Source organism: Oceanospirillum sp., assembly GCF_982874595.1.
The window spans coordinates 1-18,905 of sequence record NZ_CEYNZH010000011.1 but is presented as its reverse complement, the minus strand read 5'-3'; the positions used below and the strand labels follow the sequence as shown (position 1 = coordinate 18,905).

Sequence of the window (18,905 nt, the reverse complement as noted above, 5' to 3'; positions counted from 1 at the left end):
ATTACAAGCATTCTGCCGCATCGGTGTTATAAGATTAATTGTTGATTCTTCTATTTGTCAAACAAATAGAAGAATGATGCGTCATCTTATCGGTTCTGCTACTATTCGCCCTAAAATAATGCGGCAAAGATTCCTCATTTATGAGTCTGCTGCTTCTGATGTTCAGCCTACCCGTTGTCCATCAGCCAAATATTAATCTATTCCGAGGTTTGTTGTGAAAATCCAGCCACTGATGACACAAAGTCTTGCCAAGCAGATCTCTGAGCAGCTGCGCGAAGCGATCCTTTCCGGTGAGCTGAAAGCCGATGATCGTCTGCCAACCGAGGATGAACTGGCAGCGCGCTATCAGGTGTCCCGCCCGACCATTCGTGAAGCCCTTAAACGGCTGGCGGCCCAGAACCTGATCCGTTCCCGACGGGGGCCGACCGGTGGAACCTTTGTCAATCGTCCCTCGTTGGATGATGCCAGTGAGAGTCTGACCGCTTCCGCAACACTGCTGGCCAGTATGGATCAGTTCAGTCTGACCGAAATTGCCGATGCCCGCCATGAGATGGAGAAGAGTTGTGTGCGTCTGGCAGCGCTCAATCCGGATAAAACAGTATTGAAACAACTGCAGCGGGAACTGGATCAGCAGCAGTCGGAGTCTCTGACGGATGAAGAGTTTTGCGCATCTGATGTGCGTTTTCACCGTGCGTTAGTGGATGCCTGCCAGAATGCGATGCTGCAGTTTCTGATGTACGCCGTGATTGAAGCGATGCAGCCGGTAACGAATATGGTTGTGGTGCGTTTTCGGGATCGTATGGATGTTGTCGATGCTCACCGGAGGCTATATGAGGCTATCGAGCAAAGTGATGCTCAGGGGGCCGAAGCGGCTCTTGATGAGTTGATGGTCTATCTGAAGGCGCGCTTTCAGGCGGCTCAGGACTGGAAAGCAGGCCAGTCCTGAGCGATTGGCTTCCCGGCCTACATCGGTTGACGGCTGTTTTCCAACAGGCTTGGCATCACGGCTTTAACCCGGATATCCTGCTGCAGCTGGCGCATCAGATCAGGAATCAGATTGGCGTCCACTTTGAAATAAGCCCGGTTCAGCCGTTCGATCTGAACCGTCAGCGCCATACCGTACTGCTGCGCAATCGCCTCGGCAGTACTGTTATCTGTCAGCACCAGACCTAATTCATCCAGCAAAATCGCATAGCGTTGCGTGGTTTGGTTCCACACAACCGGGCGACCATTGGCGTTTGGGATGGCTTTCGATTGAATGCTGTAACTGCCTTTACGGGCGACCTCGGCATTACTGCTCTGAACTGCGCGCTGGTTTTCTTTATTATCCGTGTTGTACGCCTTTACCTGATCCAGAACCAGATAGTGACTGTTCTCAATCCGGATCTGTTTTCCGGCTTTCAGGTGTGAGGGTAACGGGTCCTGAGCAACGGTCGGTTTCTTGCCATCAAAGGCACATGCTGTAAGCGGAACAAGGCTCAGCAGGCCGGATAAAACTAAAGTCAAAATTCGCATTGAAAATATCCTGCTCAAAGTTAGAAATGCTGACCGTATTAATGACCGTAAACGGTCATCGACCAGCGGTGGAGGCTACCCGTGCCATAGGTATCTGAGTGAGTGTCGTAGATCTGAAGTTGCCAGCTACCCGCCGCGTTTTCTCCATAGAAGGCTTGGCTTAACAGAGTTAATTCGTAGTTTTGGATTTCGGTATTCAGTGCATTTCTGGGTGTCAGGAGTATGCTTTCTGTTCCTGAGGGGGATGTCAGCTTCACCATTAGATCTGAAATATAGGGGTGGCTTAAGGTGAGCTTTATCTGTACTGATTCTACCGTTGTTACCCCTGCTGGCGCTGATAGTCGTGATGAAAGTGGCACACTAATATCATCAGCTATTGTCTCAGCTGAGCTATTTTTTGACGTCGCGCTGACTAGTGCAGGCAAGTTAGTTGTATAGCCTTTTGCACGCTCGACCGCATTGACCGCATTAATACGGCCAAAGCCGTAGTCGTTATGGTATGACAGGCCTGCTGCATTATCCTGCCAATCCAGCTTAACAGTGGTCGTTGATGCGGTTGATGAATTGACTGCATTATCGGTGTTACCAATTACGACAGCAGGCGCTGATGCATCAACCTGATCTGCTGTTCTGATCATAATATCTCTAACATCCCGCCACCCTAAGTTTGGGTTGGCTTGAAGAATCAGAGCAGAAATACCTGAGGTTATTGGTGTCGCTGCAGATGTGCCTGTAAATTCGTCTGTATAGCCCTCATAGCCTTCAATGTCATCCATATCAGTTGCTAAGTTAATGTCATTTGTCGTAATAATGCCGACACCGTCACCGCCGCCTGGAGCTGAAAAAAGTATATTAGAACCCGTTGAAGAGTAGCTGGCTCTTGTTCCTTCAGCGTTAAGTGCTGATACGACCATCAAATAGGGAATATTGTTATCGGGGTCAAGTACGGAACTCTGGCATGGCAGAAAGTCTGAGTGGTATTGATACATAGAGCATCTTGCGTCATCAAAATTGTTACCAGCAGCTTTGAAATACAGCGCCCCGAGTCCACCACGGCCGGATTCAGTGCCTTGCTTGATAAATGACTCTATATTGCTATCAAACGGAATGGGAGTGGTTGAAACAGGATAGCCCAAGCTCATGTTAAAGACATCAATATCGCGATTTCGGGAGCTGGCAGTTGATAACGAGGTCTCCCAGTTTAAAACTGTGGGATCCACATCCAGAGTGTTAAAGCCTTGAATTTGGCTATCAGGGGCAACACCAGATCCTCCCAGGGCATTATCTTTAACCGAGCTGATCAATCCTGCTGCTGACGTTGCGTGCCCGCCAGAAGGCGATGTTCCGAATTGGCATGAGTTGACCAAGTCGAGATTAGATTGTAAGTCCGGATGGTTGTAATCGATGCTGCTATCAATAACGGCCACTTTTATACCAGACCCTGTGACTTCATTCCAAAGTGAATATTGGAGGTTAACATCCTGCTTTATTAGCCCTGGGCTACTGTTGTTGAGGATATGCCATTGATATGCCAATAGGGGGTCTTTTCCTGACGTATTATTTTTTTGTTTTGCATAACTGATGGCATTGCAGACCTCTGTATCACGACCGTTATTTAGGGTTGAACTGCCGGAGAAAATAGATTCTTCCTCGCTTTCACTGCAAGCAGAAAGAATAAGCAGGCAACTGAGGGTAGCAATTTTTTGCATGGCAAGATTTTTTCCTTTGATGTCGACCATCCATGGAGCTGAACAAGATCATGGCATGCGTTTCATATTGCAATATTTTGCCTTTCTTGGCGAGAAAACCTAGCCCACAATGCTTATACCTTCTCAAACTCTCTGACCGACTGACTTAGCTCACCCATAATCTGGTCGAGTTGTTCGATATTGCTCTGAATCTGGCGGGTTTCATCTGTCAGTTGCAGTACCTGTTGTCCGATGGTGCGGATCTCTTCCGTGTAATGGGTAAAGGTGGTTTGCTGTTGCTGCCCGGTCGCGGATAAGTGCTCCATCTGCTGCCCCAGTTGGCAGGTATCCTGAATAATTGCCTGAATCTGTTCCTGAGCGGCCTGAGCATGGCTCTGGCCCAGCTGAACCTCCTCACTGCCTTCACGCATGGCCGCTACTGCCGCTTCAGTGCCATCGACGATCAGGCGGATTTTTCCGCTGATATCCTGTGTCGCATTTCGGGTGCGTTCTGCCAGACTCCGAACCTCATCGGCTACCACGGCGAAGCCACGCCCCTGTTCGCCGGCGCGAGCGGCCTCAATAGCGGCATTCAGGGCCAGCAGGTTGGTTTGCTCGGCGATATCGTGAATCATCACCACGATAGAGTTCACCTCGTTGCTGCTCTGTTCCAGTGTTTCCAGTCGCTCGGCGGCGGTCATAATCACTGCGGTTGCACGGTTCAGTTTGCTGACCGCATCGTTCATCACCGTGCCGCCTTCGGTCGCTTCAGTACCGGTTTTCTTAGCGGTGGTGGCGGCGATCTCGGCATCGCTGGCCTGCTGACAAACATCGGTCACGATCTTATCGGCTTCATCCACCATACTGCCTACCGCCTGATTCTGTTGCTGCATGGTCTGAGCGATGCGCTGAGCGCTTGAGGTCACATCCCGACTGACATTCTCGGCCTGATGCACGGATGAGGTGACCTGAGCCAAAATCTCAGCGATGCGCTGCTCGCTTTGTTCGCTGGCCTTACGGGCGGTTTCCAGCTGAGCAAAGCCCTGTGATTTGGCCTTATCGAAGGCCAGGGCCAGCACGATTACAATCAGACTCATACCGATCAGGGATTTAGCCTGTTGGGTCGGTATCATACTTTCAGGAATAGGAGATTCCGGCAGCGGAGTACCTGTCTGATGGATAAACAGAAAGGCGGCAATGGTGCCAAGGCTGACCACGGACCAGAAATAACCGGATCCGCGCCCGGCGATGAAAATCGCGGCAAAGGGGATTGAAGCTATCCAGGGCGCACTGCTCGACATGACGCCACCATTTACGTAAAGCATCCAGACCACCATGGCATACATACAGCTGATGACGCTTTCGGCTGCCAGGCGCTCCCGTGCCGTCATGCGCAATATAACCGGGCCAAGCAGAAGACCTGCGCTACCCAAAAGAATGCCCCAGCCCATGGCCGAGTGATGATTCTTGAAGTAGCTGATGGCAAATACCGGTGCGATAACTCCGGCCAGCAGGGCAACGGTGACAACGGTTCGGGCATGAATCAGTCGGTCCTGATCCTGTCGCAGGCTATCCGGGATAAAACGTTCGGTAAGCTGAGAGAGTGTCATGGTGGCTCCGGTTTTATTGTTGTTTTGAGTCGGTTTTTTTCTGATCTGGCGGTTGTCAGGGTTTTCTGGGGAAAGCGAAGGTTTTTCCGTATTGACCCTGATCAAGGGTTAACGAATTTAAAACATACGTTTGAATGAGGCAAGGGTAAGACTAAGGTTGAAATGTAAGAACGGGCGGAGAAGCCGGGAGATAGAACGGGAGCTGAATTGCTAAGCTTTGATTTATAAGCAGAAAATAAAAAACGCTGCGGTTACAAAAACAGCAGCGTTTTTTATGGGAGCAAAAGCAAACCTTAAGGTCTGCCGGCATTATTATCGTTTACCGGTGCTTTAGTGCACCCAGTAAACAACGGCATACAGGCCCATGGCAGACATCACGATGGTGTAAGGCAGTGCCATCAACACCATGCGACCATAGGAAAGACGGATCAGAGGAGCAATAGCCGAGGTCAGCAGGAACAGAAAGGCAGCCTGCCCGTTTGGCGTTGCCACACTGGGAAGGTTGGTACCGGTATTCACCGCAACGGCCAGCACATCGAAGTGCTCACGGGTGATCTCACCGGCATCCAGTGCAGACTTGATCTCCGAGATATAAACCGTCGCCACAAACACGTTATCGCTGATAGCTGACAAAACACCGTTGGCGATAAAGAGCATGGCGGGTTGTTGATGGGTTTCCAGGCTCAGCACCATGTGGATAAAGGGGTGGAACAGGTGTTGTTCATGGATTACTGCAACCACAGAGAAGAAGACCACCAGCAGCGCGGTAAACGGCAGGGCCTCTTCAAAGGCATGGCCGATCTGATGCTCTTCCGTGATGCCGTTAAAGGCCGTCTGAATCACGATAATGGCCAGACCAATCAGGCCGACTTCTGCAATATGGAATGCCAGTGCAAAGATCAGAAAAAATGCCGTAACCGCCTGAACGATCAAAGCGGCTTTGTCTTTACCGGTACGTTTTTCGGTCTGATGTTTGTCAAAGTCTTCCAGAATCTGACGAACCGAGTCCGGCAGCTTTGCCCCGTAACCGAAGGTTTTGGTTTTCTCCAGCACAATACAGGTGATCAGACCGATAACCAGAACCGGCATAGTGACCGGTGCCATACGGGTGAAGAATTGGCCAAAGTTCCAGCCCGCCACTTTGGCAATCAACAGGTTTTGCGGCTCGCCCACCAGAGTACAAACACCACCCAGCGCGGTGCCCACTGCGGCATGCATCAGCAGACTGCGGAGAAAGGCCCGGAACTCTTCCAGATCGCTCTGGTGCTGCTCATTCAGCGAGCCATCATTACCGTTGTCATGGCTTTCCTGATTGAACTGCTTGCCGGAAGCAACCTTGTGATACACCGAGTAGAAGCCCACACCGATACTGATGACTACCGCCGTGACGGTCAGCGCATCAAGGAAAGCGGACAGGAGTGCTGCCGTAATGCTGAACAGTAGTGACAGGATAGGTTTTGAGCGTACGCCCAGCAGAATCTTGGTAAAGGCAAACAGCAGCAACTGCTTCATAAAGTAGATACCCGCCACCATAAAGACCAGCAGTAGTATCACCTCCAGGTTGCCTTCAACCTCATGCATCACAGATTCCGGTGAGGCCAGGCCTATGACAATCGCCTCAATTGCCAGCAAACCACCGGGTTGCAGTGGGTAGCATTTGAGGGCCATTGCCAAAGTGAAGATAAATTCAACAATCAGTAGCCAGCCGGTAAAGAACGGGCCAAATGCAGGAAGAAAGAAGAGAATCGGATTAATGATCAGAAAAGCAAGAATGACTTTCTTATACCAAAGCGGCGAACTGCCAAGAAAGTTGCGTAAAAAGCCTTGTGATATGGTCTGAGCCATTTTTTAAGGTCCTTTGTAGTGAACGGGTCGGGTATTTTTAACTCACTGTTTATCTTAGGAATTATTATTTTCTCGCCATGTATTTATTGTTTCTTCAGAGAAACAGGCGCAAGCATTATACACACCGCAAAGAGATTTCAACGGAAAGGTGCCCAACAAAAGCGTCTTTTATATCCTGCGTTAGCTTCCTATATGGTTTTGAGCTCAAGGTTAGCGTTTGTTAAATGTTTTGGATAAGCTATCGAGTCAGCTATGTGCGTAATCTGTTTTCTAGAGCAAAATGCTCCGTTATCTGGAAAACCAGCTTCCATTGCTTAGGAAAAAAGCAGCATGAAACCAGGTCATACCGGTCTGACACACCTTATTCACTCCACCCGTTACTCCATGAAAGGCCTGAAAGCGGCCTTTATCAACGAAGCGGCTTTCCGTCAGGAAGTGGCGCTTTGCGTTATTCTCTTTCCGGCGGCAGTTTTTCTCGGTGAAACCCTGGTTGAGCGTCTGCTGCTGATCGGCTGCTGTGTGCTGGTATTGGTTGCCGAACTGGTCAATTCCGCCATTGAAGCCGTAGTGGATCGTATCGGCCCGGAGCATCATGAGCTGTCCGGCCGCGCGAAGGATATCGGCTCTGCAGGCGTCTTTGTCGCACTGGTCTTTGCCGGCGTGACATGGGGCAGCATTCTGATCAGTCGTTTTTGGTAAAACGGGACTCTTATTGTCCGATGCCATTGTCCGGTTATTGTCCGGTATCTTGATATTGTTACCCGGTGCGTCCGGGTTTCGAGCTTCCGGCTCATGTTAGGTCTATAAAGGAATCACCATGACATCATCCATCCCGCAACAGCCCCCACAACAACTGCCTGAAAATCTGAAATCCACCTCGGATCAGCAGTGGCAAAAACTACAGGATGGACTGGAGCCTGAGCTGTTTGACGGTCTTAAAGGGCTGCCCTTTGCCGACAAGATCGTCGTCTGCAGCGAATACGTGGTCGATAGCGCCCTGCGCTTTCCATACCTGCTGGCGGAGATGCTGGAAAAAGGCTGGTTCACGGAGTCTCTGAGTGCGGCTCAGATGCGGGAGATTCTGCAGGCCAAGCTGGCAAACTGTGCCGCTGAAAATGACCTGCACCGGGCGCTGCGTCAGTTCCGCCGTCAGATGATGATGCGCATTATCTGGCGTGATTTCTCTTTCACGACCAACATGTGGCAGACCACCGCAGAGCTGAGCCATCTGGCGGATATCTGTACCGATGAAGCTCTGAGCTGGCTGTACGATTTTTATACACCTAAGTGGGGCACCCCGCACTCCAAAGCGGAGGAGGGCTGCGAGCCACAACCCCAGCGTATGTCGGTCATCGGCATGGGCAAGCTGGGTGCCTGCGAACTGAATCTCTCTTCCGATATCGATCTGATATTCTGCTTCCCGAAACATGGCCAGACACAGGGTGGCAGTCGCTCGCTGGATAATCAGGATTTCTTTATCCGCCTCGGTCAGAAGCTGATTGCCGCGCTGGATGCTAATACCGTGGATGGTTTTGTCTTCCGTGTGGATATGCGCCTGCGCCCTTATGGTCAAAGCGGATCGCTGGCGCTGAGCCATAACGCCATGGTGGAATATTACCACGATCAGGGGCGGGAGTGGGAACGCTACGCCATGATCAAGGCGCGTATTATCGCCGGTGATATCGAAGGCGGTAACGCGCTGCTGGAAGAACTGAACTCCTTTGTTTACCGCAAGTATGTGGATTTCTCCGCTATCGAATCTCTGCGGGATATGAAAGCGATGATCAACCGTGAGGTGCGCCGTAAGGGACTGATCACTAACGTAAAACTCGGCCCCGGCGGTATCCGTGAGGTGGAGTTTATTACCCAGGTGTTCCAGCTGATCCGTGGTGGTCGGGATACCGAACTGCAGGAACGCTCGATCCGCAAAGTGCTGCCGATCATCAGCGGCCTTGGCCTGATTCCTCAGGCAGTGACCGATGAGCTGCTGGAAGGCTATCTCTTCCTGCGCAACGCTGAACATGCCCTGCAGGGCGTTGCGGATCAGCAGACTCAGACGCTGCCGGAAGATGATTTCCCGCGCCTGCGTATGGCCTACATCATGAACTTCGATAACTGGCAGGATTTCGAGGCCCGTCTGGAGCTGGAGCGGGGCAAAGTCAGTAAACACTTCGCCAATGTGATTGCCGCTCCCGAAGATGAAGAGGAGCAGGACGACAGTCAGAGCGCAGAACTCGGTGCGCTCTGGAAAGGCGAATACGATCCCGAGGCCGGTGCCCGTCTCTTGGAAGAGCAGGGCTTTGAAGATGCCGAAACCACCTATCGCCGACTGGACAGCCTGCGTAACAGCCGGGTCGTTCAGGGATTACAGCGGGAAGGTCGTGAGCGTCTGGAAGTTTTTATGCCAATGCTGCTGCAGGCGGTGACCGAATGCGGTACGCCATCCCAGACGCTGGAGCGTACTCTGCTGCTGGTGGAAGCCGTACTGCGAAGAAGTGCTTACTTTGTGCTGCTGATGGAGAACCCAAGCGCCCTCAAGCAGCTGGTTAAGCTCTGTTCTGCCAGTCCATGGATTGCCGAGCATCTGGCGAAAACCCCGATCCTGCTGGATGAGCTGCTCAATCCCGCCACCCTATATACACCGGCAGATATTGAGCTGCTGCGTGATGATCTTCGCCAGCAGATGTTGCGTCTGCCGGAAGAAGATGAAGAAGCGCAGATGGAAGCGCTGCGCTACTTCAAGCGTGCTCACGTACTGCGTGTGGCGGCATCGGATATCAACCAGACCCGCCATCTGATGAAGGTGAGTGATTACCTCACCTATATTGCGGAAGCGGTGCTGGAATATGTGCTGCAGATGGCATGGAAAACCCTGACCGATAAATACGGTGTACCGGCGAAAGAGGATGGTGCTCCCTGTGACCCGTCCTTTGTCATTGTCGGTTACGGCAAAATGGGGGGGATCGAGCTGGGTTACGGCTCGGATCTGGATCTGGTGTTCCTGCATGATGCCGCCTCTCAGGGCGTGACCGATGGTGACAGCAAGGGCAAGAAGAGCATCGACAATGGCGTCTTCTTCACCCGTCTGGGGCAGCGGATTATTCATATTCTGAACACCCTGACGCCATCCGGCCAGCTGTATGAGGTGGATATGCGTCTGCGTCCGTCCGGTAATTCCGGCCTGCTGGTCAGCTCCGTAAAAGCCTTCCGGGATTATCAGCAGAAAGAAGCCTGGACCTGGGAGAAACAAGCTTTGGTGCGCGCCCGTGTTGTGGCCGGTAGTCCTGAGGTTGCTGATAAGTTTGCTGAGGTGCGTGCCGAAATTCTCACTGAAGCGCGCGACCTGAATCAGCTGAAGGAAGACGTTGTCTCCATGCGTATTAAGATGCGGGACAATCTGGGTTCCAAACCGGATGCGACCGGTACGCACACTAGCTTCCATCTGAAGCAGGATGCCGGTGGTATGGTAGATATTGAGTTTATCGCCCAGTACTGTGTACTACGCTTCAGCAGTGAACATCCTGAACTGCTGCAGTGGACCGATAACATGCGTATTCTGGAGACGGTTGAACAGGTGGGCCTGTTAACGCCTGAGCAGGTCGCCCAGCTGAGCGAGGCTTATCTGGTGTACCGTCAGGCCGCCCATGATGCTTCTATGCAGAAGGTACCGAGTGTGGTGTCTGCGGATCAGTTTACCGATCACCGAGCGAACGTGACCCGCATCTGGCAGAGTCTGCTGGAAAGCTGACCGCCCGGTGGCGTAAAGCCTCTTATACTGAAGCTTGAACGCGGAATAATGATTCGAAAACAAAACAGCAATTTAAAATAAAAAAACAACCCAAACGCTGAAGGAAATCCGATATGTCTATGGCCGAACGTGAAGGTCTGATCTGGTTAGATGGCCAGATGGTGGACTGGAAAGATGCAAAAGTACATGTACTGACTCACACCCTGCACTACGGTATGGGGTGTTTTGAAGGTGTCCGGGCTTATGCAACCGACAAGGGCGCGCAGATTTTCCGCCTGCAGGAGCACACCGATCGTCTGTTCCGTTCGGCTCATATTCTGGATATGCAGATTCCTTTCAGCAAAGAGGAGCTGAACGAAGCTCAGCTGGCTGCCGTGCGTGACAACAATCTGGATCACGCCTACCTACGCCCTATGGTGTTTTACGGATCTGAGGGTATGGGGCTGCGTGCAGACAACCTGAAAGTGCATGTGATGGTCGCCGCCTGGGAGTGGCCGTCTTATATGTCACCGGAAGCAAAAGAGCTGGGCATCAAGGTGCAGACCTCTTCCTACACGCGCCATCATGTGAACATCACCATGTGCAAGGCGAAGGCCAACGGCAACTACATGAACTCTATGCTGGCGCTGTCAGAAGCCCTGCGTAGCGGTTGTGAAGAAGCCCTGCTGCTGGATAACGAAGGTTATGTGGCGGAAGGTTCCGGCGAGAATATCTTTGTCATTCGTGACGGCAAGATCTATACCCCGGAACTGACCTCCTGTCTGGACGGTATCACCCGTCGCACCGTGATCGAGCTGGCAAAAGAGGAGCTGGGTCTGGATGTGATCGAAAAGCGTATCACCCGTGATGAGGTTTATATCGCGGATGAAGCCTTCTTCACCGGTACTGCGGCCGAAGTACTGCCGATCCGTGAGCTGGATGGTCGTCAGATCGGCACCGGCCGTCGTGGCCCGATTACCGAGAAACTGCAGAGTCTCTACTTTGATCAGGTGACCGGCAAACGAGCCGAGCACCCTGAATGGCTGGCTCCGGTGAAGGCTTAATTGACGGGTTTAGCCTGACCGACAATACCCGCTGTGACAACACAGCGGGTATTTTTTTGCGCTTCTGGTTTTGCGCTCCCGGTTTTGTGTTTTAAGCGCTAAAACCTCAGAGGATAAGTTTATAGAGCGCAAAAATAACAAGCAGCAGCAACGCCAGTTTTTGTGCTCTTGATTTATGCGCTTTCAGCCAGCGATAGCCGGACTTACCCCAAAGGCTCATCACCCAGGCGATAGAAAAATAGCGAATGGAGCGGGTCACCAGCATCGCCAGCAGAAACAGCGCAAAGGGAAAGGCGGTACTGCCTGCCGCCAGCATGGCGATCTGGGTCGGCAAGGGGGTTATGCCCACCGTCAGCAGATACCAGAAACCATTTTCCTCCATCTCGGTCAAAGCAGCCTGATAATATTGCTGGCTTTCCTGCGACTGCAGCAACCAGGGTTCCAGTTGATCCAGCAAATGCACGGCGCTGAAATAACCCAGGGTAGCTCCGGCCAGAAAACCCAACAGCGCGATGCCTGCCAGCAACCAGATGCGTTTAGTTGAGGCTTGCAGCATTAGCGGCACCAGTACAAATTCCAGCGGGATCGGAACAATCGTGGATTCCAGAAAGGAAAAAACAAACAGCGCCGGGTAGAGCCATTTCTGATCAGCAATATTGTTGAAGTAGTTGATAAGGTGTTTTTTCATCGCTTTCCCTGAGCGGCGTTGCCACAACTGTTTTCTAAGAGCCTGATGTTTTGTCAGAACAAAATGCAACAACGGCCTGTTGCGGGTGCTACCTGTTTGGCCGCAGCCTATGAGTTGCTATCCGGCATCGATGTTATTACTGTGATCCGCATAATGAATCATACCTTAACCCTCATCATCATTTTGACGCCCGTAAACAGGACTCAGAGCCCGAAACATGACAAACCCAAGTAGGATACAGGGCTTTGCCCGCGCTCAGGAACAGGCGCAGTGCTTTCTGGATACCCTGTTGGCCGATAGCCAAAACCCCCAAACGTTCACGCGCCTTGCCGAGGATATCCGTCACTGGAGTCAGAATGCACCTAAGGTTTCATTGGCACATAAACTGAGCTTTTTTAACAGTCCGGCTTTTATTAAAAAGCTGGTCCGTGAGAAACAACTCAGGCGCTACCTGCAGGAATCTCTGGCCTATCTGTATGTCCGGGATCTGGATCTCGACCTCAACCAGACAGACGTTGCCGAGAAGATCGACTATCTGACCGATGATTTAGCAAAACGACTTGCCCGTGTTTCGGAGAATTCTGACCCGACAGACACCCCTGATATGATGCTGCACGGTTTTCGCTGGGCAAAAAAACATCAGGCTGAGAGGGCCTTTATCTGGCTGTCGGCTAAAATTTATCGCCTGAAGCAGGAACTGCCGGAAGCACTGGCAGCTCATCAGGGCCTGCGCAAGCTGCTGAAAGTTGTCGCCGGTGTGCTGATGAACGAGTGGCAAAGTAAAGGTGAGCATGCTGATTTTGAGCAGGCGATCTGCCTGGGGTACTACTACGGCCTGACGTATCCGCTGATTGATGATCTGCAGGATTCTCAGGTACTGACAACGGATCAGCAGGCCCGTTTTAATCAGGCTCTTGAAACATCCATTCTGCAGGGTGTCGTTCATAAACCGGATGATGGCAAAGCGGGTCAATGTCAGGCAGACAAGCCGGGTCAGTGGCTCAATTACGTTTTTGATGAGCTGGCGGAAGCCTTTGTTTTTATTCAGCAACAGCAGGGCGATCATTTTCAGGCCTTTCTGGATCAGGCCTATATTTTTCTGAAATCCCAGCAGGCCGATGCCGGGCCGGTATGGCTGGGGATGATTAATAAATCGAGCCGCTCCCGTATTCTGGCCGATGCATTGGTCTCTAATCAGGTTACTCTGGGCAACTACCAGTACTTCGGATTATTTAACCAACTGCATGATGATCTTAAAGATGTGGATCTGGATTATCAGGAGGGCAATATCACCCCGTTTGTTGCTCTGATCTACCAGAACAGAACCTACCAGGGCATTCATCCTTATCGGTTGTACTGGTCGTTGCTGCACCACCTGATCTACCGATGCTATCGGGGAGATTCTCAGACCCGAAAACTTCTGATAAAGCGCTGCATCAACAGCCACAAGTCGCTGTTAGAGACGCTTGGTAAGGCCGGATTTTCTGAGCGAATGGCGCGCTTAACACAGGACTGCCCGGAACTTAAACCCATTCAACAGTCTGTACGGGCTGCGCTTGAACTGCCATTGGAAATGGGCTGGTTAGATAAGTTTTTCAGTACCCAGCTGCAACAGCAACTGCAGGATGCACAGAATCAACAGCAGGGTTTTGGTGCGTTAGAACAGCGCATTAAAGGGATTCAGGCGCAGATCGGTAAACAGCTGCCCCTCAACGCCGGGAACCCGCTCGAAGACGCCGCAAACTATTCGCTGTCCGCTGGCGGTAAATACTTTCGGGGCGTGTTATGCACTCTCTACAGCAAGGATTGTCTGGGACTGTCCTTTGATCAGATTGCTCCTGTGGTGCGCTTTATTGAATATATGCACACCGCTTCGCTGATTCTGGATGATAAACCCAGTCAGGATAATTCTGACCTGCGTCGGGGCAAGCCGACCTTACATCAGCACTTGCAGAGTGAAGCCAAAGCTGAGATCTCTGCCGTCAACCTGATCCTGAAAGCGGTAGAAGTTCATGCGGGTATGGGACAGTTTAAAGCAGAGCATCTGCTGAAATCTCTGGAATACGCCAGCCAGCTCAGCCAGAAGATCTGTCATGGCCAATGGCTGGATCTGGAGGCGCAGGGTAACGCTTTAACACTTGAGGCGCTGGAAGAGATCAGCCTGAAGAAAACGGCTTACGCTATTGAGAGTGCGCTGGTGCTGCCAGCCCTTCTCACCGGACAGTCTGAGGGGCATATCGCTAGTCTGCAGCGGTTCGCTTACCATCTGGGGATCGCCTTCCAGATAAAAGATGACCTGCTGGATGTGGAGTCTAATGAGGCCACGCTGGGCAAACCTGCACAATTGGATGCACAGAATCAGGCTTCCACGTTTGTTCGTTGTCTTGGGCGACAGGGGGCAACGGAGCAGTTGTACCGACATTATTACTGTGCCATTGAATCGATCAGCGAGATCGATAACGCACAGGCATTAACACAAATGGCTGCCTGGCTGGTTAAGCGTTCAAATTAAACGCGGCCTGTTGTGATGATTACCCCGTGACCCGATCCAGATCATTTGTCGAAGTATGCCCCCTTGTAAAAGCTGCCTTGGGCAGTAATATGCTGTGATCCTTCACTCCTGCAAGCGAAATGAGCCTGTCATGAAAATTCTGCTGATTGCTGATGAAACCCCGGATGCGTTACTGGATGTGCAATGTGTTATCCAGCGTCTGATCCGCAAACACCGGGAGTGTCGCATCAGCCTTATGGCACCCGCACACCTGCATTCACTGGCCCGTCGCCTGGTCGGTCTGGATGATCTGTTGACCCTGCCCGATGCTGATGCCGCCGGTAAGCTGTTCTGGATTGCCGGTCGTCAGCTGGAAGAGTGGCAAAAAGAGTTCGAACCCTTTGATCAGGCTCTGGTCTTTACCACTCGCTGGAAACCATCACTGGTTCCCTGGATGGCCGGTATTGAGCGCCGCAGCGGCTCTTTAGGTCGTTTGCGATTTATGCTGATCAATGATGCCCGCTGGATGCCTGCCGGGAAATTCCCTACCCGCCGCAGTCGTTATCTGGCTCTGGCTGATGATCATGGCGAGATGAGTGATGAACCATTAGAACCTCAGCTGTTTACCGACCCGGATAACGCTCGCGCGCAGATTAAGGCGCACTATCTGGATCAGGAGCGACCTGCCATGGTGTTCTGCCCCGGTGGTGATCTTGCGATGGGGCAACGTTGGCCAGCTGAGCGCTGGACAAAACTGGCGGAACAACTGATCGATCAGGGGTGGCAGATCTGGCTGATCGCACCCCGCAGCGAGCAGGCTTTCTGTGAGCAGATCTGTGCCGGACTGGATCATGAGCGTCAGATGGAGGTCAGCAACCTCTGTGGCCGACTGGCCTGGGATGACAAGTTGGATCTGCTGGCGCTGAGTCGGGCTGTTCTGGCGCAGGAAACCCTCTACAGTCAGCTCTGCCTGGCCCTGAACCACCCGCTGGTTATGCTAAGAGGCCGTGGTGAGTTGGATGTCGTGATTCCGCAGGATCATGACCAGCAGAGCCATCAGTCCACCCCCCAACGGGTTCAGGTACAAACGGTCCGTAGTGACCGTACCTGTCAGCCCTGTAACGACCTGATTTGCCGCCAGCATAAAAACAAAGCCACTGATCCCTGTATTCACGATCTGAGTGTTGAGCGGGTTCGCTCGGCGCTGTTAAGCATGGTGCCGATGCAGGCAACCGACTAAACCCGGTCTTGTATCTATGACCGTTATCGATTCCCTGCAACTGCTAGCCGTCTCTGTGTAATTCACGCCAATCTAAACTTAGACGACAAGTCCTGCAGGTCCACTCCCAGGCGACTCAGCTCCTGATTGGATTGCAGTGTCTGTTCACTGGCCGTTGCTGTCATATCTGCCGATTGTGAGACGGTGATAATACTGCGGTTGATATCCTCTGCCACGGCTCCCTGCTGAGTGACAGCGGCTGCAATCTGTTGATTCATTGCCTGAATCTGCTGAACCGCTTCCGTGATAGAGTTGAAGGCGGTTCGGGCTTCCAATGCGGGTTCCTTTGTGGATTTCGCCAGCTCAGAGCTGTGCATCATCTTGTTGGCAGTTTGCTCTGCTGTTTTTTGCAGGTTGGTGATCAGGCTCTCAATCTGTTCTGTAGATTCCTGGGTTTTCTGGGAGAGTGTGCGAACCTCATCAGCGACAACGGCAAAGCCACGACCGGCTTCACCGGCACGAGCGGCCTCAATGGCTGCGTTCAAAGCTAATAAGTTGGTTTGCTCGGCAATGCCGGCGATAACGTCCAGTACGGTGCTGATCTGGTCACTTTGAGCTTTTAGCTCAAGAATGGATTCGGTTGCTTCTTCAACTTCATTGGCCAGATTTTCTGTTTGCTGGATACTGTTACGGATCAGTTTGCCACCATTCTGAGTCAGGCGTTCACACTCTTCTGCGGTATCGGAAGCATTTTCAGCGTTATGGGCCACCTCCTGTACGGTGGAGACCATTTCGGTCATGGCGGTTGCAACCTGATCGGTTTCGTTTTTCTGTTCGGTAATGGCTTCTGTATTCTGTTGAGCCACTAATGAGAGTTCTTCACTGGTAGATGCCAGCTGAGTAATCCCCTGGCTGAGACGGTCGATCAGTTGTTGCAGGTTGTTAATCATGGTTTGGGTTGCATTCATCAGCGTGCCCAGCTCATCCTGACGGCGGCTTTTGATGTTTTGATTCAGGTTGCCGTCAGCCAGTTGAGTGATCACTTCCAGTAGCTCGTGAATGGGTTCTTTGATCGCTTTAGTGACGGCGCTGGCGATCAATGCTCCAATAATCAGGGCTGAGGCTGCGGCAATAAAAACGATCCATTGGGTCTGTTCGACACTGGTTTTCAGCATGGCCTGACGTGTGTCATACCACTGATCGATTGCGTTGGTCAGGCGTCTGGCTTCTCGGGTTAGTTTGGCTTCAATCGTGTCGATGGCATCATCCGACTGTCGATTTCGGATTGCTTCGACCAGAATCATAAATTCAGCCTCATAGTCATCTACGCTGTCAGCGATGTCTCTTAACACGGCTTCGGCTTCGGGGTCTGTCGTCGATGCGGCACGCTGTTGGGCGATCTGTTTCAGCTGGTCGATCAGACGGGCGTTTTCTTCAAGCGCCGCTGGTCTTTCTCGAATCACAAAGTTCTTCTCGGCGATACGGGCATCGGCCATCAGGGTGGCCATTTTGCCCAGTTGTTTCAGGTCCTTGTGCTCACTGTCAACGGTAATCAGGGTCTGGTGGCCGATAGCCGCCACGATTAAGAGCAAGAAGATGATAAAGCCAAACCCTCCGAACAACTTGCGCTGAATCGATAGGTTTCGCAGTGGGTAGAAGATTTTGCCGGTCACTTTTTGGGTAAACATAAGCGTTCCTTCTGCGATTGATGCGTTATTCGTACCCATGGCTTTAACCGGGCGATGCCGTCGGCTGTCCACTCAGGAGTAGAATCACGCCAGTGATTCAGAGGCGATGTCGGGTATTACTCGGGCTGGCTAGTTAGCGTAGTAAGGGATTTACAGCTTCTCCAGTTATCGGAGCAAATGAGAGGGTATTCTTTGTTGCGCTCGGGGTTAAAGCTCGTACAATACGCGCCATATTAACCTACCTCTTAGCAGGGCAGAATTTGCATTGATGATACGCGCTTCCGTTAATTTACAGATGTGTTTGAACTGGTGCATGGCCCGCCAATGTTCCTACGCGTCGGTATTAAGCGGCTGCTGTTCTATGCTGCGTTTGCCGCCGGTTCGGGCGATTAAAAACGCCAAGAGCAAACCGAACGAATTTCTTTTCTCTGAAGCCCAGCTTCAGCAGCGTGTTTTCCAGAGCTGACACTCTTTTTTCGCTTTTGCGGAGTCTGACTCCGTTTCTTAAATCGTCATTTTCCCGATAAAAATACTTTTGAGGGAGATCAGGCGCTTGCTTCATCTTTGCGTTTAAAGAGAGTTCTGAATGAAACGTCATGCACATAACGGGTTAGGTATTCTGGAAGGTAGTTTTCTGATGGCGCTGGGCATTTTGTTTTTACAGTCCAGCCATGTTGCGGTCGGTGGTATCACAGGTGTCGGTCTGATCGGTGACCGTCTGTTGGCTGATTTTACGTTTGGTCAGGTGTTTCTGGTGATCAACCTGCCGTTTTATATTCTGGCGTATTTTGAAAAAGGTCTGAGTTTTACTTTACGTACGGCTCTGTCGGTAACTCTGATCGGCGTGCTGACTGACCTGATTGGTCGGTATGTGGTTCTGGATCTGGGTTCTACGGTTTTGGGGGCCTTGGCTGCCGGTGCCCTGATGGCTTTTGGTATTGTGACGCTGTTTCAGCATAATGCTTCAACCGGTGGCTTTACGGTACTTGCGCTGTATCTGGAGCGGGCCTGGGGTGTCAATCGTGGCTGGGCGTTGCTGGTGATTGATGCCATTACTATCAGCATTGGGCTGTTACTTTTCGGGGCAGAGCTCTGGTTTGCTTCACTGTTGGTTACTGTGGTGATGGGGTCAATTATTGGTCGTTATCGGCAACAAAATACACAGCCCAAGTTATTGCAGCAGGATAAAACGCCCTTGGCTGATACAAAGGGAGAAAGAGCGACCCCCTGCTCATCTGGCAAATCAGCTGCCGTTGCTCATCCGGCGCAAAGCTGAATGATCTTAGCTTTAGCGTAAATAGCCCCGTGGAGACTTCTGAAGTGACCCCCAATAGTTGGACACCCAACATTGGGGGTTCTTTTTATGGCGA

13 protein-coding genes are annotated in these 18,905 nt (G+C 51.7%); 7 read left to right on the top strand and 6 right to left on the bottom strand.

Going from position 1 to position 18,905, the window contains the following annotated elements:
- Positions 1 to 214 precede the first annotated feature (214 nt).
- Positions 215 to 946: a FadR/GntR family transcriptional regulator gene (locus AC4GL5_RS06965; protein WP_490382075.1), complete on the top strand. Its 732-nt coding sequence runs from the start codon at positions 215 to 217 to the stop codon at positions 944 to 946.
- Positions 947 to 963: 17 nt separating this feature from the next.
- On the opposite strand, the gene AC4GL5_RS06960 is transcribed toward AC4GL5_RS06965, so the two are convergent.
- The 4 genes from AC4GL5_RS06960 to nhaB form a co-directional block, all read right to left on the bottom strand.
- A complete protein-coding gene (locus AC4GL5_RS06960) occupies positions 964 to 1,515 on the bottom strand; it encodes a hypothetical protein (RefSeq protein ID WP_490382074.1) in 552 nt (183 codons plus the stop codon).
- 38 nt (positions 1,516 to 1,553) lie between these two features.
- Complete coding sequence (locus tag AC4GL5_RS06955) at positions 1,554 to 3,224, bottom strand: S8 family peptidase (protein WP_490382073.1); 1,671 nt, start codon at positions 3,222 to 3,224, stop codon at positions 1,554 to 1,556.
- A gap of 113 nt (positions 3,225 to 3,337) precedes the next feature.
- Entirely contained in the window at positions 3,338 to 4,813 is a 1,476-nt protein-coding gene (locus tag AC4GL5_RS06950) for a methyl-accepting chemotaxis protein (RefSeq protein ID WP_490382072.1), read from the bottom strand.
- Between the two features lie 330 nt (positions 4,814 to 5,143).
- The gene (gene nhaB, locus AC4GL5_RS06945) at positions 5,144 to 6,658 is read right to left on the bottom strand and encodes a sodium/proton antiporter NhaB (RefSeq protein WP_490382071.1); all 1,515 of its coding nucleotides are present in this window, start codon (positions 6,656 to 6,658) and stop codon (positions 5,144 to 5,146) included.
- Positions 6,659 to 6,988: 330 nt separating this feature from the next.
- Here nhaB and AC4GL5_RS06940 point away from each other — a divergent pair, with 330 nt between their 5' ends.
- From AC4GL5_RS06940 to AC4GL5_RS06930, 3 genes are all read left to right on the top strand, one after another.
- Positions 6,989 to 7,357 carry a diacylglycerol kinase gene (locus AC4GL5_RS06940; RefSeq protein WP_490382070.1) on the top strand — a complete coding sequence of 123 codons (369 nt, stop codon included), beginning with the start codon at positions 6,989 to 6,991 and terminating at the stop codon, positions 7,355 to 7,357.
- 118 nt (positions 7,358 to 7,475) lie between these two features.
- Positions 7,476 to 10,406: a bifunctional [glutamate--ammonia ligase]-adenylyl-L-tyrosine phosphorylase/[glutamate--ammonia-ligase] adenylyltransferase gene (gene glnE / locus AC4GL5_RS06935; RefSeq protein WP_490382069.1), complete on the top strand. Its 2,931-nt coding sequence runs from the start codon at positions 7,476 to 7,478 to the stop codon at positions 10,404 to 10,406.
- Between the two features lie 113 nt (positions 10,407 to 10,519).
- Entirely contained in the window at positions 10,520 to 11,449 is a 930-nt protein-coding gene (locus AC4GL5_RS06930) for a branched-chain amino acid transaminase (RefSeq protein WP_490382068.1), read from the top strand.
- 106 nt (positions 11,450 to 11,555) lie between these two features.
- Here AC4GL5_RS06930 and AC4GL5_RS06925 read toward each other — a convergent pair whose 3' ends face one another.
- The gene (locus AC4GL5_RS06925; RefSeq protein ID WP_490382067.1) at positions 11,556 to 12,137 is read right to left on the bottom strand and encodes a YqaA family protein; all 582 of its coding nucleotides are present in this window, start codon (positions 12,135 to 12,137) and stop codon (positions 11,556 to 11,558) included.
- A 217-nt stretch (positions 12,138 to 12,354) separates the two neighbouring features.
- On the opposite strand from AC4GL5_RS06925, the gene AC4GL5_RS06920 reads away from it, so the two are divergent.
- Entirely contained in the window at positions 12,355 to 14,649 is a 2,295-nt protein-coding gene (locus AC4GL5_RS06920; RefSeq protein ID WP_490382066.1) for a polyprenyl synthetase family protein, read from the top strand.
- A 130-nt stretch (positions 14,650 to 14,779) separates the two neighbouring features.
- Positions 14,780 to 15,868: a lipopolysaccharide heptosyltransferase II gene (gene waaF, locus AC4GL5_RS06915; RefSeq protein ID WP_490382065.1), complete on the top strand. Its 1,089-nt coding sequence runs from the start codon at positions 14,780 to 14,782 to the stop codon at positions 15,866 to 15,868.
- 62 nt (positions 15,869 to 15,930) lie between these two features.
- On the opposite strand, the gene AC4GL5_RS06910 is transcribed toward waaF, so the two are convergent.
- Positions 15,931 to 17,535 (bottom strand): methyl-accepting chemotaxis protein, encoded by a 1,605-nt coding sequence (locus AC4GL5_RS06910; RefSeq protein ID WP_490382064.1) that lies wholly within the window; start codon positions 17,533 to 17,535, stop codon positions 15,931 to 15,933.
- Between the two features lie 586 nt (positions 17,536 to 18,121).
- Here AC4GL5_RS06910 and AC4GL5_RS06905 point away from each other — a divergent pair.
- Positions 18,122 to 18,811 (top strand): YitT family protein, encoded by a 690-nt coding sequence (locus AC4GL5_RS06905; RefSeq protein WP_490382063.1) that lies wholly within the window; start codon positions 18,122 to 18,124, stop codon positions 18,809 to 18,811.
- Positions 18,812 to 18,905 lie beyond the last annotated feature (94 nt).